A 21,836-nucleotide genomic window follows, 5' to 3' on the forward strand; every position below is an offset into this window, starting at 1 on the left:
GAGATAACCACCCGAGGTGGTACACTGCGACCCTGAAGAAGTTTACACGATCCGACCCGCCATTCACCGCGAGAACCCGCATGCAATCAGCCCAAGAAACCCCTGTGATCCAATGGACCAAAGGCGAGGAAACGTTCAGCGCGCGCTGGCAATCGGAGCGCAATTTGGCGGTGCCCGGCAAAGTGATGCTGGCTGACGACACCCTGACCGCTGACATGGCTTACCGCCTGGCCTGTGAGGGCAATGTGTTTTTGTGGCAAAGCGACTTTCAAAATGCTCGCCAGTTGATGCAAGCCTTGGTGCGCCGTGTGGACAAAAATGCCGAGCACAAGAAAAGCAAGTCGGCCAAGGCAGGCAAGACCGACGTGGAATATCCCCAAAAATTTCATTTGTATCGCCAAACCCAGGCACAGCGCGCGCGAATTCTGGGTTCAATCCTGATTCCGTTCAACGCCGATTACAGTATTCCCTTGCGCCGCGCACCCGATGTGTTGTTGGCGTGCACGGAAGCCTGGGGCGAGCCACAAGTGGACGGCCCAATGATTGTGACTTCGCTACGCGAGATGATGGGCGTGGTAGGTGCGCATGAATGGCGCAAAAAAGGCGTGGATGTACCCGCGCTTGGCGATCCTCCCAATAATCGCATTCACCCGTACTACGGGGTTTTTTCCCCGGTGCGGGGCGAGTATGTTGATTTGGTACTGAAAGCCCCCATGCCCAAAGCCTGTGAAGTCAACGGCTCGGCGGTAGATGTAGGTACGGGCACGGGCGTGTTGGCAGCCGTGCTGGCTCAACGCTGGTTGAGCAATATTGTGGCCACCGACAACGACCCGCGCGCGCTGGAATGTGCGCAATTCAATGTCCAGAATTTGGGCATGGGCAAGCAGGTGAAAGTGGTGCAGGCCGATTTGTTTCCCGACAGCAAAGCCGATTTGATTGTGTGCAACCCACCCTGGTTGCCGGGCAAGCCCACTTCACCGATTGAACGCGCTATTTACGATGAAAACAGCGGCATGCTGAAAGCGTATCTGGCTGGCCTGGCTGCGCACTTGAATGCAGGCGGCGAGGGTTGGCTGATTTTGTCTGATTTGGCGGAGCACCTGAAATTGCGCACGCGTGAAGAATTGTTGGGTTGGATTGAACTGGCAGGTTTGAAGGTACTGGGCCGCATGGATGCCAAGCCCAAGCATGGCAAGGCATTTGATGCCAGCGATGTGCTGTTTGATGCACGGAGCAAGGAAGTGACCAGTTTGTGGCGGCTTGCTGCTGCGTGATTGCTTTAATGCCCACTCGGCGCGTGTTTGTCGCTCAATCAGCGCGAATCCCAATCGCTTGCCAGAAAACCTGTTAATCCCTTTTTGAAGTCACCCTGACTCAATCCGCTCGACAAAACAGATGGTCGATCGGATTGTCAGCCTGCGGCTGAACGTGGCGTGTGAATTCAAGCGGGCAGGTTTTCTTGAAGGCGAAGCGATTGAGACCACGCTGCTGATTGCGCGATTAGTTGGTGAGCAACAAACAGGTCGGTGAATGATCACGCACCCGCGCACTATCGGAAAATTGAGAGAATCGCCAAAGTCGGCGTTTCTAAACTCTGCCACTTTGACTCGCAGTGGTCTGAGATGCAGCCAACTCGGCAGGCGGTTTTCTGTGCGGAATCGGGCAACCCCGCCGAGGTGGCTATTAAACAGGCAAGTTCGCGGAGCTGCCTTTCAAGCCTGCGCCCAAAACACCGCAAACTTTTGATCCGGGTCGGTGTAAGCCTTACACGCCAAAAAACCCGCACGTTTCAGAAGGTCTTCAAACCCGGTCAGCGTCCACTTGTAAGAGTTCTCTGTGTGGATTCGTTCGCCTTCTACAAATTGGCGTTGTCCACCTTCCCAAGTCACCACCACATCGCGCAGTGCTTCCAGGTGCATTTCAATTCTGTTCAGTTCGGTGTTGTACAGGCCAATGTGTTTCCAGTCTTCCAACTGGAAGTTGGTGCCAGCCAGTGTATTGAAGTGCAGCAGCATGTTGCGGTTAAATGCCGCAGTCACACCCAGTGCATCGTCGTAAGCTGCTTCAAGCACCGTTTTGCTTTTCACCAGGTCGACACCAATCAATAGACCGCCACCGGTTGCTGTTGCACACACAGTATGCACCTGTTTCAAAAACAGAAGTGCCTCTTCAGGGGTGAAGTTGCCTATGCTGGAGCCCGGGTAAAACATCACGCGTGGCTGAGCCGGGTTCAGTGCCAGGCCAGCAGGCAAGTTCAGTTCGCTGGAGAAGTCCATGCCTACGCCGCTCATTTCAAGTTCCGGAAATTGCCTTTGCAGGCATTCCAGCGCGCCTTTCAAAAAGTCCACGGAAATGTCCACAGCCACATAACGCGCCGGGTGGAATACATTGAAAAGTTTGGCCGCTTTTTCGCAATTGCCTGCGCCCAGATCGATGAACACCGAGCCCTTGGGCACCTGCCTGGCCATGTCATGTCCATGGCTTGAAAAAATTAGTGCCTCGGTGCGGGTGGGGTAGTACTCGGGGATGCAGGTGATGGCTTCAAACAGTTTGGAGCCCAGCTCATCGTACAAATACTTGGGCGATGTGTGCGCCTTGCTGGCGCGTAGGCCGCTTAGCAACTCCTCACGAATGTGCTCGGCTTGGGCTTGGTAAATCTGTATGAATTGAGGTGTGGGTGTCATTGGTTCAGATCGATTAACGGGTCATACGACGGCGAAGGTGATAGCTCATGCTGTCCACGATTGCCACCAACAGTAACATGGCGGCCAATATGGTTGCTGTCTTGCCCATTTGGAACAAGCCCATGTGGAAAGATAGAAGCTGACCTAAACCACCGGCACCAACCACGCCCAGAATGGCCGCAGCACGAATGTTGTTTTCCCACCGGTAGAGGGTATAGCTCATCAGTTGCGGGATTACCTGTGGCAAGGTGGTGAAATAAAACACGCGCAAGTTCCCGATTCCTTGGGTACGAAGGGCATCCGCAGGCTCTGGCGGCGCATTCTCGATAGACTCGGCAAACAATCGCCCAAGTACACCAGTGGTGTGAAAAGCCAATGCCAATGTACCAGCGAATGGCCCCAGGCCAGCTGAAATCAGCAAAAGTGCTGCCCACACCAATTCCGGAATGGAGCGCAATGCATTCAGAACCCAGCGGGTCGGCGTGCGCATTAAGCCTTTGTCGCCACTGTGCAGTTTGCTGGCCGGGATTGCCAGCGCCAGCCCAGCCAGGGCGGCAAGGGCGGTACCCATTAGGGACATGGCCAGTGTTTCAACAGTACCCCAGCCTACTTTGACGAGAAATTCTGAGTCAGTTTCGATTGGAAAAAATTCAGCAACAAAGCGTCCCATGGATCTGAAGGCTTCCATGGACAGAAAATCGCCCCATTTCAGGCCCAATGTCCAGAAGCTGGCGATAATCAGTGACAGCATGGCCAATAGCAACATGGCCGTGCCGCTTTTCATGATCGCGGGGGCTTTGCTTGGGCAGGGCGTTGGGTTGGGCTGTGCGCTCATACAAGCCTCTTGCGGAAAAATGCACTAACCGCATCAGCCAGTGCTACCAGCAAAATGAATACGATCAGCATGGTGGATACTTCTCCACCATTGAACATCTTCATCGAATTGTCCAGTTCCTGACCCAGTCCGCCTGCACCGACAAAACCCAAAACCACGGATGATCGAATGGCACATTCCCAGCGATACACCGTGTAAGACGTCAGCTCCATCACATTCTGGGGTAACAAGCCGTAAAAGAATGCCTGCAAACGACCGCTGCCATTGCGCAGCAATGTCTCGGTGGGCGTGGTTTCACCACTTTCCAGAATTTCGCCGTACACCTTGCCCAACATGCCGCCGTAAGTCAGTGCAATGGCCAACACGCCCGCCGTGGGGCCCAGGCCCACCACGCGCACAAACACCAAGGCCCAAACCAGTTCGGGAATGCTGCGTAGAAAAATCAGCACCCAGCGAATGGTTTGTCGAACAATAAATGGCAGTGCATTCATGCGGCCCGAAATGGCGGAAACTGACAGCACACGGGTGGACAAAATGGTGAGCGGAAATGCAATGGTCAGCGCCATGACCATACCCGCCGTTGCGATGGCAACCGTGGTCCAGGTGGCGTCAACTATTCGCCACAGTAGGTCAGGTTCGAGCACAGGCGGAAAAAAACTGCCTATAAATTCGGCGCTGATCCGCATATTCTCGGCTTCAAACAGCACTCCCGGGCGGAATTCGGTGGCCACTGCCAACGGCCAAACCAGCACCAGGGAAAACACAATCCAGAAGACTCGTTGGTGCCAAGCGGGGTCGCGTAGCGGCACGTCAAACCGCGGATTGTGCACAGGCAGGCTGCTCATCGACAATTGTTGACCACCACGGCGGGTGTCATTTTCTCGAACTGCTTCTCGATCAATTCGCGGTCTACCTGACCGAGCAGTTCATGTTCGTATTGCGAATACAAGGTTTTCAACATGGCAGGTGTTACCTGTTCTGTTGGCAGATCAAATTCAATCTGACCGTTTCGCAAACCCACAATACGCTTGAAGAAAGCAAGCGCCATGTCAACCTGATGCAGTGTGCACACCAGGGTAATGCCATTCTCCGTAGCGGATTCGGTCAACGCAGACATGGCCTGGCGTGCCCTTGTGGGGTCTAATGCTGAAAGAGGTTCGTCCACAAGCCACAACTGGGCAGGCGATACGAACAAACGCGCGAGACCCACCCTCTGACGTTCACCACCAGAGAGCCGGTCAACACGTTCAAATATTTTCTCGGGCAAATCCAGTTTGCTCAGTGCGCTGTGCGCAGCGGGAATGTCTACCGGATAAAACAGTGATTTGATGCTCTGAAGCAATCCCATCGCTGGAAGCTTTCCGGCCAATACGGATGTAATTACCCTTTGCCTGGGGGGTAGGGGGGGCACCTGCGGGGCGACAATCAGGTTTCCGCGCAGTTTTTGTAATTTGCGTTTGCTCAGTGCCCAAGGCGATTGATTGTTCACCTTGAATTCACCGTTCAGCGGTTTGAGCGTGCAGGCCAATACCTGCAAAAGGGTAGTTTTGCCAGCGCCAGATGGACCTATCAAGGCGACTTGCTCACCTGCCTGAATAGTCAAGGACATGCGCTTGATTGCAGGAATACCGCCGGTTGGCGCTGAGGGGTGGCAGGCATCGATGTCCTGAATTTGAAGCTTCACTGCGCGGCTCTTCCTTTAAAACAGTGAGGGGCTGATCAGCCCCTCAACCGTTCGATTATAACAAGCCTGCGCTTTTTGCAGCAGCCTCAAGTCCTTTGTAGTTCTCGGGCTTGGTATCGATGTAACGAGTGGCACGGTTCAACTTCAGTATCTCGGCATGTTCGGGTACTGCCGGGTCCAGGTCAAACAGGGCCTTTTGAATCTTCTTGCGAAGTTCTGCGGGCATGTCCTGATGAACGGTCCAGTTGTAGTTGTAATACGGTGGGGTGGTATAAAACACGTTCACTGCATTGGTGTCGACCTTGTTGGCGTCCACGAATTTTTTCCACACAGTGATGTCCAGTGCTGCAGCATCCACTTTGCCACTGACAACAGATGCAATGGTTGCATCATGCGCGCCTGAATAAGCCACACGTTTGAAGGCTTTCTCGGGTTCCAGGCCCGCTTCTAGCAGGAAATTGCGGGGCATTAGGTGGCCCGAGGTGCTGCTTTGTGACCCGAATGACACTTGCTTGCCCTTCATGTCTTGCAGGCTTTTGATGCCTGAATCGGTTTTGGCGATAAACACAGACTGAAATTTCGTGTCTTCCACGCGTTGTGCAATTGGAATCACCTTGCCATCGGAACGGCGAGATGCTTGAATAAATGTGAATCCGCCCAGCCATACCAAGTCGACTTTTTTATTGGCCAATGCTTCCACAGCAGCTGGATAGTCGCTCACTGGGGTGAACTCGACTTTCATGCCCACAGCTTTGGACAAGTAATTGGCCAGTGGCTCAAATTTACGGATTTGCTCGGTAGCCGCCTCTTCAGGAATGGTGGATACCTTCAAGACCTGTTCTGCGTGGGCTGAAACGGAAAAACCTGCAGCCAGCGCAATGGCTGCCACAGAAAAGAGACGACGTGAAATGGAAATTGCTGAACTTTTCATGAGTACCTCGTTATATAGAACGATTGGAAAAAACTCGAAAATTGATGATCGCACAAACAATTCACGTTTCAATGATGAAATGTTTGTACGACTGTTTTTTTAACATTTAATTTTTAATCTTCAGCTGCCCAGCTTACCGGCGGCCTGAACTTCAGCGGCCTGCTCTTCTCCGGTTTTGTAGTGCGGTACGCGAATGACGAGGCGCTTTGCGCGTTGAATGAAGCTGTTGTTGCCCTTCACCTCTTGCTCCCAATAGTCGTCAGCCAAGGCAATATTTTTCTCCATTTCAAGCTCGAAGGCCGCTTGCGACACCGTGCCGCCGAAAATGTACAGTTTCCCGTTCACCACGTTGAAGTCGGTGGCATTGCCACCCCAGGGAATGCCGAACATAATGCCGTTGGCGCAGTAGCCGCCATATTGAGGAATGTATTTCGTGGGTTCTGCATCGAACAGCGCCTTGTGTTCAGCGCTCGAGAAGTGAAAATCCACTTCCTGGTAGGTGCTGCTGAACTCAGGCTTTCCCTGCACGTAGGCGTTTTGTGTGAAATAGGCCACCACATCGGCGCCAAACAGCATCAGGCGATCTGCACCTTCCATTTCTGCGGCGTTCACAGGCGTCAATTCGCTGGCGGGGTTTTGGGCGGTCATTGCGCTACAGCCGCTTAGGCCCAACACCAGGCTGGCGGCGATCAATAGTTTGTGGGTGCGTGTAAATGTCAAAATACTTCTCCTGTGCGGGGTTGAATCAAGTCGATGAACTGACCTGTTTCGCTGAAAACAGTTCCTGCCGGGTCTTCAAGATAAGGCGCTGGCCAGCCTAGCATGGCGCTCGCCTGTTCGCAGCGATGCCTTAGATCACGAGGGTTGTCGCCACCCAAGTGGATGATTCCATAGCGGTAACTGCGCAGCCACTTGAAATCCCGGTGCAACTCTTTGGTGTCTTTGGGGTATTCAAACAGCAAGGCATCCGGAAAGGCTTTCCGGAAAGTGGTTTTTTGTACAAAGCTTGGAAATGGTACCGTGGCTTTCGGATCGAATGAGCGGTACACGAAGCTGGCGGTGGCGCCTGCAGTGGGCACCTGGCGTGCCAGTGTGGCCGGGTCAATGCCGTGCGCCAGTGCAAATGCGATTTCATGCAGATCGATGCCGTCCACGCGCAAATACAAGTCAGAGAACTGCGAGGCCATACGTGGATTGAATTCAATCACGGTGATTTTGTCTGTGGCTTCGTCATGGAAAAATTCCATGTTGAACAAACCATGATCAAAACCAACTGCGTTCAGAAAACGCCTTGCTACATCGGCCGCGCGTGCCTGTACATCAGGGTGCAATTTGCTGGGGTACTCAAAGCGCATGAAGGCATCGGTGTTTGGGTACATGACCTCGTCCACCACGCCCAGCGGTCGAACCTGGCCTTGCCACACATAGCCGTCGAGGTTGAATTGCCGCCCACGCATGGGGGCTTCCAGCATCATGCTGTGCGCAGTGCCTGCTTCAGGAAGCCGTTTCTTGGCGACGCGCTCGAACGGCTCAACCAGGTGCTTGATCACCCACAGTTCCCAGGGCCCAAAGCGGGTGTGGTCGTGCAGTTCCTGGGCATTTTTAACCTGTCGTGACAACACCGAGAAAGCGGCCTTCACAGGTTTCACAAATTGTGGATATTCAATACCTTGGGGCACAGGGCCGCCATAGGCTGCATTCAGTCTGGCGAAAGGCAGGTTCGCTTCCGGCGCTACTTGCTCCAGCACCTCGCGGGCGTGCAATTTGTGCTGACAAGCCAGAATGGCGTTCACAGGCGTGCCGGGCCAGCCCATTTTTTCGGCCAGCAGGGCAGCGCACAGGGCACCAAACTGTTCGTGGTTGGACGCCACAGCTTTTGCACCGTGAAGTTTGGCCAGTACTGCAGCCTTGGCCACGAAGCGCTCGGTGTCGAACCAAGCCAGGCGTGCATTGCTCGGAAAGCTGAACAAATCAAATCCTGAAGCCACACTGGGCCACTGGGCACGAAGCCGGTTGGCTCCTTGTTCGTCCCAGTCGTAATTAAACAGTAGCAGCGTTTTTGGATGAGGCATGAATCGGTGAATCAGGATTAACGTGGGATGTCGTTGAGCGACCAGTCGTACTCTGTATACGTCACCGGCAATGATTTGGATGCGATTCTATCGACTATTTCCGGCGTAGAGCCCATATCTTTGGCCCATTTGGCAAATACATCCTTCACTTCTTTGAAACCCTGATGTCCTTTTTCAAAGTCCTCGGCAAACCATTTGAATATCGGGCTCACTTGCAACTCACCGTTCTTGACCCGGTTGCGGCTGGCGTCGCTTAGAAAACGGCGCATGCCGTCGTCCAACTGGGCATTCAGTTTGATTGCGGTAAAGGCTTCGTTGCGCAAGGCCGGGCAGCCAATGCTGGCGCAGTTTACAGCAGCGTGAACGCGGGGTTCTTTGTACTTGGGGCGAAGTTGCTCGTGTTCAATCCAATCCAGGTGTCGCTTTTCGCCCAGCAATGTAAAAAACTCCTGCTTCCAGGGGCTACTGAACACGCCTCCGATTTCCTTGATGGATTTGATTTTTGGATACTTGGTCAAAATCAACTCAATGGTGAAACCATTGTAGGCGTTGATCAAGAATGCCATTTGCTGGCTTTTCGAGAAGCTGTTGAAATCGGTTTGGCTAAGCGTCGACCAGTCGCCGAGAATGGCTTTCAAGGCCTGGCGGTCTTTTTGAAAGCCCGCGTAGTCCACAGCGGTTTGTTTGTTGTCGGGTAGCCACTTCACATGTTTGGCAAGCAGACTGTTCCACGCCGTGTAGTTGTGGTCAAAGTCGGCTGCAAAACTGGCGCTGCTGATTGAAAATGCGATCACCAGCAACAATGTTTTTACAAATTTAAGCATGGCAAATTGATTACTCGGTTATTTGAATTTGAGTCTAGGTAGCGTATTCGTTCAGTACGGCAATTTGGTTACACTAGCTCAGATTCAATGCCGCAAGTTCGTCAAATCATCTGGAGTTGCCATGCCCGCTGTTCCGGTCACCATTGCCATGTTGTTGATCAGCAATATTTTCATGACCTTTGCATGGTATGCCCATTTGAAAGACATGAGCCAGAAACCCTGGATTATTGCTGCCTTGGTCAGTTGGGGAATTGCCTTGTTTGAATACCTGTTTCAGGTGCCTGCTAACCGTATTGGATACACGGTGTTGTCGGTGGGGCAATTGAAAGTGATGCAGGAAATCATCACGTTGACGGTGTTTGTGCCGTTTGCGGTGTTTTATATGAAAGAGCCGCTAAAGCTTGATTATTTGTGGGCCGGTTTGTGCCTGGTGGGTGCAGCTTATTTCATTTTTAGGGACAAGCTTTGATCACACTGCGCCATGAAGTGTTCAATGGCCTGTGTAAACCTTTGACCTTGACCGCCTTTTTCAGCGGCTTGAATTCGACCTGCAGCTTGCTGTTCCAGCTGCCATGGCAGTTCTTCCTCGGTGGACTGAACAATGACAGGTGTGTGTTCGCAATACTCGAGCAAAAAGCGGGCGGTGTTTTCTGCTTTGGAGTCGATTACATTCAGATCTGAGATAAGAAGCTGGCAACGGCTGTTCGAGGCCTTTAGCTGTGCGAGGCTCCTGAAGTATTTCACCTCGACCCGATCGGCGAGCAGGCGTGTCAAATGCGTTTCCAGAACAAAACGATGCATTTCAAAGTCTTCGAGGCAAAAAATTACAGGTTTCATGCGTTTTTAGAATTCAGGCGGTAACATTTGTATCGTACGAGAAACGCATCCGGGATGAGAAATCGAGCGAATTCTTATCCCTCACAATGGGGTTGTTGCACAGGGGAAGTTGAATGCTCATCGACGTGTTGTTGTTTGTAGCCGGGTTGGGTTTGCTGGTGTTGGGGGCCAATGTGCTGGTGCGTGGTGCATCCAACCTGGCCTTTTCGTTCGGCATTTCGCCCTTGGTGGTGGGTTTGACGGTGGTTGCTTTTGGTACGAGCGCTCCGGAGATAGCGGTATCTGTGGGTGCTGTATTGGTAGGGACCACTGATATTGCAATTGGCAACGTGGTGGGCAGCAACATTTTCAATGTGCTGTTTATTCTGGGTTTAAGTGCGTTGATTTCACCTCTGGTGGTGAATCTTCAACTGATTCGCCAGGAGGTACCAATAATGATCGGTGCATCGGTACTGCTTCTTCTGCTGAGTCTGGATGGGCAATTGTCATGGAGCGATGGCGGTATTCTTGTCGTGTTGATGGTGGCTTACACCGCTTTTTTGATTATTCAGTCCCGAACCCAAGTTAAAGAGGCTCAAGCTGAGTATGAGCAAGAAATACACCCTGCTGCGCAAGGCAGTTGGGATTCCAAATTGCCTGTGCAACTGGCTTTGATTGCTTTGGGTTTGGGTTTGTTGGTATTGGGTTCAGAGTGGTTGGTGGGTTCAGCTGTGGTGTTTGCCAAGGCCATGGGAGTCAGCGACGTGGTTATTGCACTGACCATTGTGTCGGCCGGCACCTCCATGCCGGAGGTGGCCACTTCGATTGCTGCCGCACTCAAGGGGGAGCGCGACATTGCCGTGGGCAATGTGGTGGGCAGTTCAACTTTCAACATTTTTGCTTGCCTGGGTATTTCAAGCCTGGTGGCAGTACCCGCTGGCTTGCAAGTTGCACCTTCTTTGCTCGCGTTTGATATGTGGGTGATGCTGGCGGTGGCGTTTGCCTGCTTGCCAATTTTCCTGACCGGGCGAGAAATTGCGCGATGGGAAGGTGGCGTATTTCTGGCCTACTACACCGCGTATGTGGTGTATTTGATTCTGGATGCGCAAGGCCATGATGCACTCGATTTGTATTCAAATACCATGCTGAGTTTTGTGGTGCCGATCACGGTGATCACCCTGGTGGTCAGCTTGTTGCGCAGAAAAGGCGGGGAGGGGAATTCAAACGCTTGAACTCGATGTGTTTAGCAGCATTGATCACTAGATTCAGGGACTTACGCCCCCTTGTTTAAAGGCGTACATTGGTATCGTGTATTGACCTGCAGTACAGCTTGATCAGGAGAAGGCTTTGAAAATAGCCCCCGCCGTTGTTGCCGTTGGTTTGTGCGTGTTTACTTTGGGCAGTGTTGCCCAAGCTGCGAACACAGAGAGTGATTTGCCTGTTTGGCTTCAAGAACGTTTTGAGCCAGTGCATTATGATTTAACCCGAATGGTCGACAACACTGCACGCAATATTGACCAGTTTTTTGGCACTGAAGACAGCCTGTTTGTTGAAAACCAATCGTTTCTGCGTGTGGCGCTGGACACTCGGCTTCAGCCCGGCGACTCCAAATTAGACCCCAGTGTTCGCTTTCGGGTGGACATGCCCACCACCAAAAAACGATTGCGCCTGATTATTGAAAGTGACATTGAAGAACCTCTGGGTCGTCTTTCGGAGCAGGGTATTCGAGAAGTGCGCGGTGGCGAACGGTTCGATACCAACAATTCGGCGGTAGGTCTGGAACAGCGTTCGTCCAAAGACCCCACCCAGGCGTGGGTACAGGGCTTGGGCCTGGGTGTGAAGTTTGGTGCACCACTTGATCCTTACCTGCGTTATTCCGCCTTGCGGCAGTGGAATTTCAGCGAAAGCAAATGGCAAATCAATTCCTCAAGCCGGGTGACCCAGTTCAACCAGCGCGGCTTGCAGGTGCGAACCAATTTCGATTTAAACAAGCCGCTGGACGAAGAGAAAACCCTGCGTTTTCAAACCTATGCAGAGTACGACGAAAGGCGCGACTCTACGGTGTTTTCTCAGACTGCTGAAATTAACCGTATTCTGGACTCTCGTACTGCGCTTCGATACGCCTTGATTGTTGTTGGCGAGGATCGCGGGGAGAACACAATCAAGGATTATATTTTGCAGGCCTATTATCGGCGTGACATTCACAAAAATATTCTGTTTATGGACATCATTCCTGAAATTCATTTCCCGACCGAAGGCAATCGCGACCCCTATGTGGCTTTGACCTTCCGCCTGGAGGCATTTTTCAGAGGTAACTTCAGCCGCTCCCTATGACGTATTCTGTTCTTAATTTGCAGCGCGATGACTTGCAGCTGAGTGCGATGGTGGAGGGTTCTGCGAGTGGACCCGCCAATGGCCCTGTTGCCATGTTGGTGCATGGCTTCCCCGACACACCGCACAGCTGGCACGCTGTAGCCGAAGGGCTGGTGCAGGCGGGCTACCTTGTGGTGCGGCCATGGCTTCGCGGTTACACCACTGGTTCGGTTAATTCAAATGCAGATTATGATCCGTTCAATGCAGGGCTTGATTTATTGGCCTGGCGAAATTTATTTGAAGGGCGTGATGTTCACCTAATAGGGCACGACTGGGGTGCCGTGGCCGGCATGGCTGCAGCGGCCACTGATCCACAGGCCTGGAAAACTCTCAGCCTGCTGGCAATTCCACCATTTCAAAGAGTTGAGCGGGCCTGGCGATTAATGCCCAAACAGCTTGTGCTTTCTGCATACATGCTGGAAATGCAATCGACCGCAGCACCCGCTCGGTTGGTGGCCAATCAGTTTGGTCGCATTCGGGCGCTGTGGAACAGTTGGTCCCCAGGGTGGCAGTATGCCGAGTCCGAGATTCAACCAGTGCTCGATGCGTTTTCAAATCCCGGGGTGGCTTGGGCGGCCACCCGCTACTACCGATCGCTGTTCACATTGCACCGTGGTGTAACCCGTGCCATCTACTCGCTGTCCAGAAAACCACTGAATGTGCCCACACTGGTGCTGGCTGGTGAAAATGACGGTTGCATGCAGGCTGCCCTGCAAAAGCCCATGGTTGATACACAATATTTTCCGAAAGGAGTAAGAGCCTGTACCCTGTCCGGGTGCGGCCATTTTCTTCAAGCCGAACAACCGGGTGCCGTGTTGCAAGAACTTCTTGCGCATCTGCATGGTCAAGATAGAATTCATTGAATCGATTTTAAAGCAGTACGCCCATGCCCTCCGTTTTTGCGCTGTTTGCTTTTGTGTTGCTGGTTGTCGGGGGTTACGGTTACATCAACCAACCTGCTCAGGAACCGCCCTGGAATCAGATTATTCCAGGCTTCGCGTTTTCGCCCTACCAGGCCGGGCAAAGCCCCATCGACAACATCGAACCCAAGCTTGAAGACATCAATCGCGACTTGTCCTTGTTGGCAGGTAAAACACTGGCCATTCGAACCTACACAGTGGCTGGCATATTCGGAGAAATTCCCGCGCTGGCCCAAGCCCACAGCATCAATGTGGCCTTGGGGGCCTGGTTAAGTCCAGACCTGCCCGCCAATGAAAAAGAACTTGAACGTTTGCTCAGCGTGGCGCACAGCCCGCCCTACAATGTTGTCCGTTTGATTGTGGGCAACGAAGCCCTGCTGCGAGAAGACCTGAACCTGAAGCAAATGATTGCTTACCTGGACCAGGTGCGTGCTGAAACGGACATTCCGGTGAGTACCGCCGAACCTTGGCATGTGTGGTTGAAAAACCCGGAACTGGCTGAGCACGTCGATTATCTTGCCGTGCATTTGCTGCCTTTTTGGGAGGGAATTGCGCTGAACGATGCGGTTGATTTTTCAATCAACACCTACAAGCGACTGCAAATGGCGTTTCCTGGCAAACCAATTGTAGTCACGGAAGTGGGCTGGCCCAGCAATGGTCGCTCCATCAAGCAGGCCGATGCATCACAGGCCAATCAAGCCAAGTTCTTGCGCCGTTTCATTCAGCGTGCCGAGCAAGAGAACATGGTGTTTTATGTGATGGAGGCTTTCGATCAACCGTGGAAGTCGGATATTGAAGGCAGTGTGGGCGGGCATTGGGGCGTGTTCGATTCATTCCGCGATCCGAAATTTGAACCCGATCGGCCGATTATTGCCATACCGCAATGGAAGTTGCTAGCAGCGGCATCCATCGTAGTGGCGTTGATGATGACTTTCCTGCTGCTGATTGACAGCAAAACCCTGCGCGACAGCGGGCGCACATTCCTGATTTTCAACGCATTTGTCATTTCATCTTTGATTATTTATGTGATTTACGACTTCACCTTGCAGTACCACACCTGGGCCAGTGTCGCGATCTCGGTGTTTTTGTTGTTGGGCGTGGTTGGGGTGTTTGTGATCGTGATGTCGGAAGCCCATGAATGGGCCGAGGCCATGTGGTACAGCAGTAGGCGCAGGCTGTTGACCTTGCCCAAGGGTGCAGAAGTCGAGGCCGCAAGTGCTGCGGTCTATCAGCCTTTAGTCTCGATTCACGTGCCAGCTTATGAAGAGCCGCCTGAAATGCTGATCGACACTTTGAATGCGCTGGCCCGGTTGGACTACCCGCACTTTGAAGTGATTGTGGTGGACAACAACACGAAAGACGAAGCTACCTGGCAACCTGTGCAGGCCCATTGCCAACATTTGGACCAACAGCCAAACAAGCGCTTCCGGTTTTTTCATGTGAGCCCCCTGAGCGGCTACAAAGCGGGTGCCTTGAATTTTGCATTGGAGCGAACCTCCCCGCAGGCCGAGGTGGTGGCCGTGATTGATGCCGACTACAAGGTGCTGCCGCATTGGCTAAAACACCTGGCACCCGAATTTGAAAAGCCCGAGATTGCAATTGTGCAAGCGCCGCAAGACTACCGGGATGGCGTGGACAGCGCATTCAAATCCGTGTGCTACGCCGAGTACAAAGGTTTTTTCCATCTGGGTATGGTCACCCGCAATGAGCGCAACGCAATTATTCAGCACGGCACCATGACCATGGTTCGCCGGTCGGTGCTTGAGCAGGTGGGGTGCTGGGGAGTCAGCACGATTACCGAGGACACCGAACTGGGGCTGCGAATTTTTGAGCAGGGCCATGAAGCGGTGTATATCGATCAAAGTTATGGACATGGTTTGATCCCCGACACTTTTACAGACTACAAAAAACAGCGTCATCGCTGGGCTTATGGGGCCATGCAAATTTTGCGCGAGCATGCGGGTCAGTTGCTGGGGTTCAAACGAAGCAAACTGACCGCAGGCCAGCGTTATCACTTTGTGTCGGGTTGGTTGCCCTGGATCGCCGATGGGGTCAATCTGATTTTCACCCTGCTGGCTGTGCTGTGGTCGGGATTAATGTTGTTCGACCCCTTGGCATTCAATGCGCCGCCGTTGTTGATTAGCGTGGTGCCCATCATGTTTTTTGCGTTCAAAATCACCAAACTTTTTACGCTGTATCTGGTACAGGTCAAGGCCAGCTTTCGAACGGCATTGGCGGCCACATTGGCGGGCCTGTCGTTAAGTTACGCGATTGGGCGTGCCACCCTGTCGGGTCTGTTTGTGGGGAGAAAAATTCCCTTCATCCGAACCCCAAAAATGGCCAATCGAATGGCTGTGTTGTACGCAGTGAATGCTGCGCGCGATGAATCTGTTTTGGCGTTTGTGTTGTTGTGTGCCGTAGGGCTGATTTATTTTCAGTTGGGCTTTGATTCCAAAGAAAACCTGGCTTGGTGCCTGGTGTTGGTGTCTCAAAGCTTGCCTTTTGTTGCGGCGGTTGTCGTTTCCTTACTCAGTGCTGCGCCTCCCAGGGCTGTGGCGCACAATGAAATTGGTGTAAAGCAGTCATGAGTTCTACAGATACAGCACTGCGGGGCAACCTTGGCCTGGCTGTCGGTGGTGCAGCAGAGGTTTCAAAGTGGCGTTTCAGTGGCCAACTGCTGTTGGCCTTGATTTTTTTAAACTCCACCCTGTGTTTCTCGGCAATTTGGCCCACGGTTTACGTGCTTCCCGACTTGGGAGTATCGCCCGAGTTTGTGTGCCTGATCATGCTGTTGTCCGCTTGGGTTGCAGTGTTCGGTAAACCTTCCGCACGGGCCTTGAGTGTTATTTCTGCAGTGTATTTGTTGATGGCGTTTGGCCACTACGCCGATGTAGTGGTACCCAACTTATTGGGTCGACCGGTTAATTTGTATTGGGACGTACCCCAGCTTCCACGTTTTGTATGGGTTACCGTTCAGGGCTTGCCTGTGTGGCTGACGGCCTTGGTGACGCTTTTGGCTTGTGCAGCAGTGTGGGCCTATTACCGCCTGCTAAGGATTGCCATGCAAACCGTGAGCAATGCTGTACAACCTGTTGCGAAAACACTGTGGTTGTGGAGTGCCTTGCTGTTGGCCGGCGTGGTCGTGCTTGTTAATTATTCCGAAGACCCGGACAAACCCACTTTTGTATCGAAGGCTGTGGTGCCTGTTTACTGGAAAGAGGCGATGAAGCTGCGCGACATTTTGGTGCCCTCGCGTGCGGCGCAATTGCTGCCAGCCACCACAGTGATCGACGAGACCTTGGCCAAGGAAAATACACCCGCCTTGGCTGCGCTGAACAATCGCGATGTACACATGATTTTTCTGGAAACTTATGGCGCCGTGCTTTATGACCAGAAAGATTCTTCAGCGGCTGTTGCGCAAACCCGCACACAACTTGAAAAGTCTATTTTGGCGAGTGGCCGCAATGTAGTGTCTGCGTTTTATGTGTCGCCGACCATTGGCGGTGCGAGTGATCTTGCGCACTTGTCTGTGTTGTCGGGCATTGATTTAAAAGATTCACGTAAACATGATGTGCTGTTGACCACTGAGCGACCCACTTTGCTGGATGTGTTTGAGCGAGAAGGTTACGAAACCTTTGGCCTTTATCATTCCGTGGGCTGGGAGTGGGTGGAGCGCGCCTTTTACAGTTTTGATCAATACATTGATGGCCCGGCCTTGAATTACGAAGGCCCTGCATTTGGTTTCTGGAAAATTCCAGACCAGTTTGCTGCGGCCCGGGTTGAGCAGCTGTACCCGCGCGATGAATCGGCCAAGCCCAGGTTTACTTTTTTCCCAACCATTTCCAGCCATTTTCCTTTTCACCAGGTGCCACCCTATCAGTCTGACTGGAAAAAGTTGTTAGGCCCCCAACCTTTTGATGCGGCGGCTGCAGCCCGCGCGCAGGCCGAGCCTGTGAATTGGGAATACATGAAACCCGATTACCTGCGCACGATCAATTACACCAACACTTGGCTTGCGGGTTATTTCAGCCAGCCCGAGCCACGAGAAACCGTGTATGTGATGATCGGTGACCACCAGCCCACAGGCAGCGTATCGCGAGAGCCAACGCCTTGGGACGTCCCAGTGTTTGTTGTGTCCAAAGATGAGCGCCTTCTGGACCGTTTCAGAGCCATGGGTTTCACGGATGGATTGACGCCGAAGAAACGAGTACCCTTGGGGACTCTGAATGAGCTGACTGCCGTATTGCTGAAAGGTTTTGGCAGCTAGGTTCGTGAAATGCCTTAACAAGGAGATATCAATGGGTTTAAGAATTAATGACGTGGTACCTAATCTGAGCCTGGAGACGGACCAGGGAAGCTTTATGTTGCACGACTTCATTGGCGACAGCTGGACCATTCTTTTCAGTCACCCCAAAGACTTTACCCCTGTGTGCACCACTGAGTTTGGCGCAGTGGCGCAGTTGGCCGAGGAATGGAAAAAGCGCGGCACCAAGGTCATCGGTTTGTCGGTTGATGGTGTTGAAGAACACAAGCAATGGAAAGGCGATATTGAAAAGTTTTCTGGCGCGAAGGCATCTTTCCCAATCATTGCGGACAAGTCGCTTGACGTGTCGAAGGCGCTCGACATGTTGCCAGCAAATGCCTACTTGCCCGATGGCAGAACAGCGGCAGACTCTGCCAGTGTTCGAGTGGTATTCATTTTCAGTCCCGACAAAAAAATGCAGTTGTCGATGACTTATCCAATGTCGGTGGGCCGAAATTTTGCAGAAGTGCTGCGCGCGCTTGATGCGCTGCAAGCCACGTACGGCAAGCCAATTGCAACACCAGCCAACTGGGTACAGGGGCAAGATGTGATTGTTGCTTTGTCGCTGAACAATGAGCAGGCCACCGAGAAGTTCGGAAACATTGACATCAAGCTGCCTTACCTGCGTACCACCAAAATGCCAGGCTGATGGCTTAACCCTGTAGCGGTTGTGCCAGTATCCAAAGCCCCACGCTGGTGAATACCACCATCAACACCAGCATGGGCAACTGGCTTAATGTGGCGCGGCTGCTACTGTGTTCAAGTTGCAAAGCCTGTTGGTGAGCCAACCACACAGCCGCAACATGCCCCGCCAAAATCAAGACCACCTGGCTAGTCCAAATGTTGGCCATGTCGGGCAGCCAGGGCAGGCGGCCCGTGATGGCATTGCCAAAAATATTCCAGCCCCAGCCGAAGGGATCAGACACCAAACCCCGAATTTTCAAGCCCTGGCTAAACAGCAAGGTGTAGTAGTGCGTCAGGTGGTACACCACGGCAATGGGCACCAAGCTTGGCAAATAGCGGCAAAGCAGAAAGGCAATGGGTTGTTTGCCACTGGTCAGCATGCGCCCCAAGGCGAGAAACAGAATAAACAGCAGCAGGTAAAAAAACGGGGATGCGATCAGCAAGACCATTTCCCAGGCAATGAACCAGGGCCGCACTTGGGGATAAATTTTCAGCGGGTGATCACCAAAGGCGCTGGTTAAAATTCCCCATGGGTCTTGCCAGAAAATATTGAAGTACACCGCGGTTTCACGCAGGCCGTCGTAAGCGGTGGACGACAGCAGAAACAGCACGAACAGGCATTGTGCAGGGTGCCACAGCCGAAGGCGGCGAAGATCGGAAAAGGGCAGGGCAATACGCCACCGGTATTTTCCATCGGTACTGGCAGTTCTGCGCAGCGGTGCACACGCTGCGAACAGCCGAAACAACACCGCAAACAATTCACCACGTTGCAACCAGCGCCGTGTGCCCCACAGCCACATACCTGCGAGGTTGAAAACCCCGAAAGCGATCAACAGCAAAGCGAGCTTGCGCGGCGTGCTGTGAAAAAACAGTTCAATGGCAACAAGGCACACCAGTTGCAGCAAAGCTGGCCAATGGCCAAGCCAGTGTGGATATTTTCGAACGCCAGGCCAGTGTGCGGGCAGCAGAAATCGCCAAGGGTGTTGGTGCTTGTACCAGTCACCAATCAGCATCGATGCATAGGCACCACCCAGCACAAACAGAATCCAGAAGAAGGTCATGTTGAAGTTACGGTGGCTGTCGTTGCTGCCCACAAGGCCTGTGACAATGCAAAACAGCAGCGCGCTTAGCCAGAACAATGAGCCTGCCGCGCGTACCCGGTCAACCCACTGTGCAGGCCAGGCAGGCCAGGGCAACAGGCCGTATGCATTCAATCGATGGAGCAATTTGCCGCCAGCTTGACCACTGAAAGCCAGCAGCACGAACGACAACACCAGCGCCAACACCGACCCTGCAATGTACAGCCCATAGGGCATGGGCAGTTGCACAGGCTCGCCAAAGGCGTGTGCCCAAACGCTGGCGGGTGCTGCAAGCAGCACCGCGATCAAGCCAAGCAATTTCATTTCGGATTGTTGCGGTAGTACACGTTCTCCCACATTTGTACGTAGGCTTCAGCGCTGTTGTACAGCGCGTCGATGGCTTCACCGCCGCCTTCCAGGCGCACTTCTTCCACGAAGTCGGCCACCATGCCGTAGTGCGCCATGCCCACTTCATCGATGTGCCAGAACTTGCCACTTTCCGGAATGGTCAGCAGGTTCACTTTCATTTCTGGCAGCGATTGGTAGCGCGGGCCCCAGCCTTCACCCCGGAACAGGGTGAATGGGTATTGAACCGGCACGCTGTCGCCACCGCGCGGGCCGGGATGCCCACCAAAACCGTTTCCATCTGCACCGTAACCCAAGCCTAGTAGCGAGTTATTCATCCCAGCCTTGTTGCGCCAGAATTTCAGCTTTTCCAGAAATTCCACGTGTTTGATGCCGTTGCCTTTGTAGGGGTAAATCACACCACCACTTTTCAGCATGCGCACAGCCTGGTCGCTGGTCAAGCCACCGTGCGCATCGTGCGAAGACGCCATGGGGTAGGGCGGGTTCATGCTTTCGGCCAAGTCCAGCATGATGTCTTTGCTGTGGTAGGCCGCATGGTCAATGTCGATCACAAAGCCGCGGTTCATCAGCGCAGTGAGCGCGTATTGGCCAAGATCGGTCACCGTGCGGGCATTGCAACGCTTGCCGTCCGGGTACAGGGGCGTAATGCCACCCACGGCCTCAAGCAACATATTGGTCAGTGCGTTGCTGCCCGTGCCGGGCACAGCAGTGGTCATGTTGGTGCCGGGTTCACGCACCGAGGGTTCGTTCTCGGGAAAGTCGCGGCATTCTGTGGTTTTCCAGAAGGCGCCGGTGTCCAGAAAGTTCAGGAAGTTGATGACGTCGCCACTGAAAATACCGGCACCGCCCAGTGAACTGTCGATGTCGTGGAAGGGGTACACATGGCGTGCACCCAGTGCCCACAGTTTGTCGATTTCTTCGTCAATTTGCGCTTGGTCACATTTGCGAATTTCAGCGCCACCGGGCAGCATGGTGACGCCACAGTTGAACACTTGCGCTACTTCCACGCCCAGCACCACGGCCAGTTTGCCTTCATTGGCCACTTTGCGGGCTTCGGCCGGGGTTTTTACAATTCGGTACCAGCCTTTGCCGGGGCCGCCAAATTGCGCGTCCACATAATCTTGTACGTCGTACAAATACTCCACCTGTTTGCTGGCCACACTCATGTCGTTGCAGTCTGCTTCAGGTTTTCCTGCATAGGTTTGGCCGACCCGGCACAGGGCCGCAATGTTGGTGCCGTGGTTCACCATGACACGCAAACCTGCGCGCCATGCGCGTTCAACCCAGGCGTGATACATCACTTGGTGGGTCAGGAAGTTGCGGCGCGGCCAGTCCACAAATGTGGGCCAACCCTGTGTGTCGTGCTGAGCGCCTGGAGTTGTTTCCAGAATGTTGTTGGCATCGCGAATACCATTGGGACCGTGAAAACCTTCACAACTGCCCAGTGCGTGGGGAATGCCAAAACGGTGAACCACTTCGCCGTACAGCACGCCACCTGCGGAGGGGCCTACGCTGCCATCCAGTGACATTTCACTGGACATGCCCATGTGCGTGTGGGTGTCGGCAAAGCCAATAATGGGTTGGTTTTCACCGCGGCCTTTGTAGGGCGTGCCTTCCATGGCGGTGGGCATTTCGGGGTAGGCCGCGCAATCACTGCTGGGTGTTAATTTGAATTGAGTGCGTTCGGTGGGTTCGCTTGTGGTGCTTAGGCCGGTAGTTTCATCCAGCGCCAGAAACTGGCCTGCCGCGTTGGTGAAGCTGAACTGGCTTTTGGCTTGGTCAAAACTGGCTTGCCACACGGCTGCATCGGTGGGTTCAGCGCTGGCCACCAAGGTGTTGCCTTGGGCTGTGATCATTCGCCGATCGCTGCCGTAAATCAGATACTTGCCCAATTCAGTGGGGCGCAGGGTGAAGTTTTCTGCCTGCGTGGCCGGGCCTGCTGCATAGCGGGCGGCTGCCGGTTGCACAAATTGCCGGCTGAATGCGGATTGCAAACCGAAGCAACCGTTGGCCACCGAGAATTCTGACAATTGCAGAGGTGTTTCACTGGGGTTGATGGGTTGGCCAGTGCTGCTGGCGCTTGTTGTGGAGTCTCCGCCAGACAGGCAAGCGGAAAGGAGTGCTGCTGTTGCGCCAAGGGCGAGAAGTGCTTTCACATTCATCAGGCAAACCCCATTGAAATATTGGTGGTGATTGTCTGTTACTGAAGGGGGGAAAGATTTAGATGTGTTTGTGACACGGAGAATGCCAGTAATGTAAAAAGGC

Annotated in this window: 20 protein-coding genes; 9 read left to right on the plus strand and 11 right to left on the minus strand. The window is 53.3% G+C overall.

The features are described from left to right. Positions 1 to 80: 80 nt before the first annotated feature. Both LMED105_RS08200 and LMED105_RS17085 read left to right on the plus strand, forming a co-directional pair. Positions 81 to 1,274, plus strand: coding sequence for a class I SAM-dependent methyltransferase (locus tag LMED105_RS08200; protein WP_008250139.1), 1,194 nt, complete (start codon positions 81 to 83; stop codon positions 1,272 to 1,274). 121 nt (positions 1,275 to 1,395) lie between these two features. Beyond that, positions 1,396 to 1,530, plus strand: a complete 135-nt coding sequence (locus LMED105_RS17085) for a hypothetical protein (RefSeq protein ID WP_008250140.1) — start codon at positions 1,396 to 1,398, stop codon at positions 1,528 to 1,530. A gap of 182 nt (positions 1,531 to 1,712) precedes the next feature. On the opposite strand, the gene egtD is transcribed toward LMED105_RS17085, so the two are convergent. The 8 genes from egtD to LMED105_RS08240 form a co-directional block, all read right to left on the minus strand. Further along, positions 1,713 to 2,684 carry an L-histidine N(alpha)-methyltransferase gene (gene egtD / locus LMED105_RS08205; protein ID WP_008250143.1) on the minus strand — a complete coding sequence of 324 codons (972 nt, stop codon included), beginning with the start codon at positions 2,682 to 2,684 and terminating at the stop codon, positions 1,713 to 1,715. Between the two features lie 13 nt (positions 2,685 to 2,697). Further along, positions 2,698 to 3,519: a phosphonate ABC transporter, permease protein PhnE gene (gene phnE, locus LMED105_RS08210; protein WP_008250145.1), complete on the minus strand. Its 822-nt coding sequence runs from the start codon at positions 3,517 to 3,519 to the stop codon at positions 2,698 to 2,700. Continuing rightward, on the minus strand, positions 3,516 to 4,364 hold the full coding sequence (locus tag LMED105_RS08215; protein WP_008250146.1) for an ABC transporter permease: 849 nt from the start codon (positions 4,362 to 4,364) through the stop codon (positions 3,516 to 3,518). Before LMED105_RS08215 ends, phnE begins: the two co-directional genes overlap by 4 nt. Next, a complete protein-coding gene (locus tag LMED105_RS08220; protein ID WP_008250148.1) occupies positions 4,361 to 5,203 on the minus strand; it encodes a phosphonate ABC transporter ATP-binding protein in 843 nt (280 codons plus the stop codon). The genes LMED105_RS08215 and LMED105_RS08220 overlap by 4 nt, the downstream gene beginning before the upstream one ends. Positions 5,204 to 5,258: 55 nt before the next feature. Continuing rightward, complete coding sequence (locus LMED105_RS08225; protein ID WP_008250150.1) at positions 5,259 to 6,134, minus strand: putative selenate ABC transporter substrate-binding protein; 876 nt, start codon at positions 6,132 to 6,134, stop codon at positions 5,259 to 5,261. Between the two features lie 120 nt (positions 6,135 to 6,254). Then, the gene (locus tag LMED105_RS08230; RefSeq protein ID WP_008250152.1) at positions 6,255 to 6,854 is read right to left on the minus strand and encodes a YHS domain-containing (seleno)protein; all 600 of its coding nucleotides are present in this window, start codon (positions 6,852 to 6,854) and stop codon (positions 6,255 to 6,257) included. Next, positions 6,851 to 8,206: an acetyl-CoA carboxylase biotin carboxylase subunit family protein gene (locus LMED105_RS08235; protein WP_008250154.1), complete on the minus strand. Its 1,356-nt coding sequence runs from the start codon at positions 8,204 to 8,206 to the stop codon at positions 6,851 to 6,853. The genes LMED105_RS08230 and LMED105_RS08235 overlap by 4 nt, the downstream gene beginning before the upstream one ends. A 17-nt stretch (positions 8,207 to 8,223) precedes the next feature. Further along, a complete protein-coding gene (locus LMED105_RS08240; protein WP_008250156.1) occupies positions 8,224 to 9,030 on the minus strand; it encodes a DUF547 domain-containing protein in 807 nt (268 codons plus the stop codon). A gap of 121 nt (positions 9,031 to 9,151) precedes the next feature. On the opposite strand from LMED105_RS08240, the gene LMED105_RS08245 reads away from it, so the two are divergent. Continuing rightward, positions 9,152 to 9,499: a DMT family protein gene (locus LMED105_RS08245; protein ID WP_008250158.1), complete on the plus strand. Its 348-nt coding sequence runs from the start codon at positions 9,152 to 9,154 to the stop codon at positions 9,497 to 9,499. Here LMED105_RS08245 and LMED105_RS08250 read toward each other — a convergent pair. After that, entirely contained in the window at positions 9,472 to 9,831 is a 360-nt protein-coding gene (locus LMED105_RS08250; protein ID WP_156799606.1) for a hypothetical protein, read from the minus strand. The two genes, LMED105_RS08245 and LMED105_RS08250, sit on opposite strands and share 28 nt — an antisense overlap. A gap of 149 nt (positions 9,832 to 9,980) precedes the next feature. On the opposite strand from LMED105_RS08250, the gene LMED105_RS08255 reads away from it, so the two are divergent. The 6 genes from LMED105_RS08255 to LMED105_RS08280 all read left to right on the plus strand — a co-directional run bounded on the left by LMED105_RS08255 (position 9,981) and on the right by LMED105_RS08280 (position 18,091). Continuing rightward, positions 9,981 to 11,078 carry a calcium/sodium antiporter gene (locus LMED105_RS08255; protein ID WP_008250160.1) on the plus strand — a complete coding sequence of 366 codons (1,098 nt, stop codon included), beginning with the start codon at positions 9,981 to 9,983 and terminating at the stop codon, positions 11,076 to 11,078. 115 nt (positions 11,079 to 11,193) lie between these two features. Beyond that, positions 11,194 to 12,180 (plus strand): hypothetical protein, encoded by a 987-nt coding sequence (locus LMED105_RS08260; protein WP_008250161.1) that lies wholly within the window; start codon positions 11,194 to 11,196, stop codon positions 12,178 to 12,180. Further along, the gene (locus LMED105_RS08265) at positions 12,177 to 13,082 is read left to right on the plus strand and encodes an alpha/beta fold hydrolase (RefSeq protein WP_008250162.1); all 906 of its coding nucleotides are present in this window, start codon (positions 12,177 to 12,179) and stop codon (positions 13,080 to 13,082) included. The genes LMED105_RS08260 and LMED105_RS08265 overlap by 4 nt, the downstream gene beginning before the upstream one ends. 23 nt (positions 13,083 to 13,105) lie before the next feature. Continuing rightward, a complete protein-coding gene (locus tag LMED105_RS08270) occupies positions 13,106 to 15,727 on the plus strand; it encodes a glycosyltransferase family 2 protein (RefSeq protein WP_008250163.1) in 2,622 nt (873 codons plus the stop codon). Further along, on the plus strand, positions 15,724 to 17,406 hold the full coding sequence (locus LMED105_RS08275) for a sulfatase-like hydrolase/transferase (RefSeq protein WP_008250165.1): 1,683 nt from the start codon (positions 15,724 to 15,726) through the stop codon (positions 17,404 to 17,406). The genes LMED105_RS08270 and LMED105_RS08275 overlap by 4 nt, the downstream gene beginning before the upstream one ends. Positions 17,407 to 17,437: 31 nt before the next feature. After that, a complete protein-coding gene (locus LMED105_RS08280) occupies positions 17,438 to 18,091 on the plus strand; it encodes a peroxiredoxin (protein ID WP_040512938.1) in 654 nt (217 codons plus the stop codon). 4 nt (positions 18,092 to 18,095) lie between these two features. On the opposite strand, the gene LMED105_RS08285 is transcribed toward LMED105_RS08280, so the two are convergent. Together LMED105_RS08285 and LMED105_RS08290 are read right to left on the minus strand one after the other, a co-directional pair. Further along, a complete protein-coding gene (locus tag LMED105_RS08285; RefSeq protein WP_008250168.1) occupies positions 18,096 to 19,529 on the minus strand; it encodes a hypothetical protein in 1,434 nt (477 codons plus the stop codon). Next, positions 19,526 to 21,733: a hypothetical protein gene (locus LMED105_RS08290; protein ID WP_008250169.1), complete on the minus strand. Its 2,208-nt coding sequence runs from the start codon at positions 21,731 to 21,733 to the stop codon at positions 19,526 to 19,528. Before LMED105_RS08290 ends, LMED105_RS08285 begins: the two co-directional genes overlap by 4 nt. Positions 21,734 to 21,836 lie beyond the last annotated feature (103 nt).

The sequence above is a fragment of the Limnobacter sp. MED105 genome, assembly GCF_000170915.1.
Taxonomy (GTDB): Bacteria; Pseudomonadota; Gammaproteobacteria; order Burkholderiales; family Burkholderiaceae_B; genus Limnobacter.

Bases quoted from the DNA above. Each gene is read 5' to 3' on its own strand.
- LMED105_RS08235 (WP_008250154.1), bottom strand. From the start codon at position 8,206: ATGCCTCATCCAAAAACGCTGCTACTGTTTAATTACGACTGGGACGAA.
- LMED105_RS08270 (WP_008250163.1), top strand. From the start codon at position 13,106: ATGCCCTCCGTTTTTGCGCTGTTTGCTTTTGTGTTGCTGGTTGTCGGG.
- LMED105_RS17085 (WP_008250140.1), top strand. From the start codon at position 1,396: ATGGTCGATCGGATTGTCAGCCTGCGGCTGAACGTGGCGTGTGAATTC.
- LMED105_RS08285 (WP_008250168.1), bottom strand. From the start codon at position 19,529: ATGAAATTGCTTGGCTTGATCGCGGTGCTGCTTGCAGCACCCGCCAGC.
- LMED105_RS08215 (WP_008250146.1), bottom strand. From the start codon at position 4,364: ATGAGCAGCCTGCCTGTGCACAATCCGCGGTTTGACGTGCCGCTACGC.
- LMED105_RS08250 (WP_156799606.1), bottom strand. From the start codon at position 9,831: ATGCATCGTTTTGTTCTGGAAACGCATTTGACACGCCTGCTCGCCGAT.
- LMED105_RS08240 (WP_008250156.1), bottom strand. From the start codon at position 9,030: ATGCTTAAATTTGTAAAAACATTGTTGCTGGTGATCGCATTTTCAATC.
- LMED105_RS08225 (WP_008250150.1), bottom strand. From the start codon at position 6,134: ATGAAAAGTTCAGCAATTTCCATTTCACGTCGTCTCTTTTCTGTGGCA.
- egtD (WP_008250143.1), bottom strand. From the start codon at position 2,684: ATGACACCCACACCTCAATTCATACAGATTTACCAAGCCCAAGCCGAG.
- LMED105_RS08290 (WP_008250169.1), bottom strand. From the start codon at position 21,733: ATGAATGTGAAAGCACTTCTCGCCCTTGGCGCAACAGCAGCACTCCTT.
- LMED105_RS08275 (WP_008250165.1), top strand. From the start codon at position 15,724: ATGAGTTCTACAGATACAGCACTGCGGGGCAACCTTGGCCTGGCTGTC.
- LMED105_RS08280 (WP_040512938.1), top strand. From the start codon at position 17,438: ATGGGTTTAAGAATTAATGACGTGGTACCTAATCTGAGCCTGGAGACG.
- LMED105_RS08255 (WP_008250160.1), top strand. From the start codon at position 9,981: ATGCTCATCGACGTGTTGTTGTTTGTAGCCGGGTTGGGTTTGCTGGTG.
- LMED105_RS08265 (WP_008250162.1), top strand. From the start codon at position 12,177: ATGACGTATTCTGTTCTTAATTTGCAGCGCGATGACTTGCAGCTGAGT.
- LMED105_RS08245 (WP_008250158.1), top strand. From the start codon at position 9,152: ATGCCCGCTGTTCCGGTCACCATTGCCATGTTGTTGATCAGCAATATT.
- phnE (WP_008250145.1), bottom strand. From the start codon at position 3,519: ATGAGCGCACAGCCCAACCCAACGCCCTGCCCAAGCAAAGCCCCCGCG.
- LMED105_RS08200 (WP_008250139.1), top strand. From the start codon at position 81: ATGCAATCAGCCCAAGAAACCCCTGTGATCCAATGGACCAAAGGCGAG.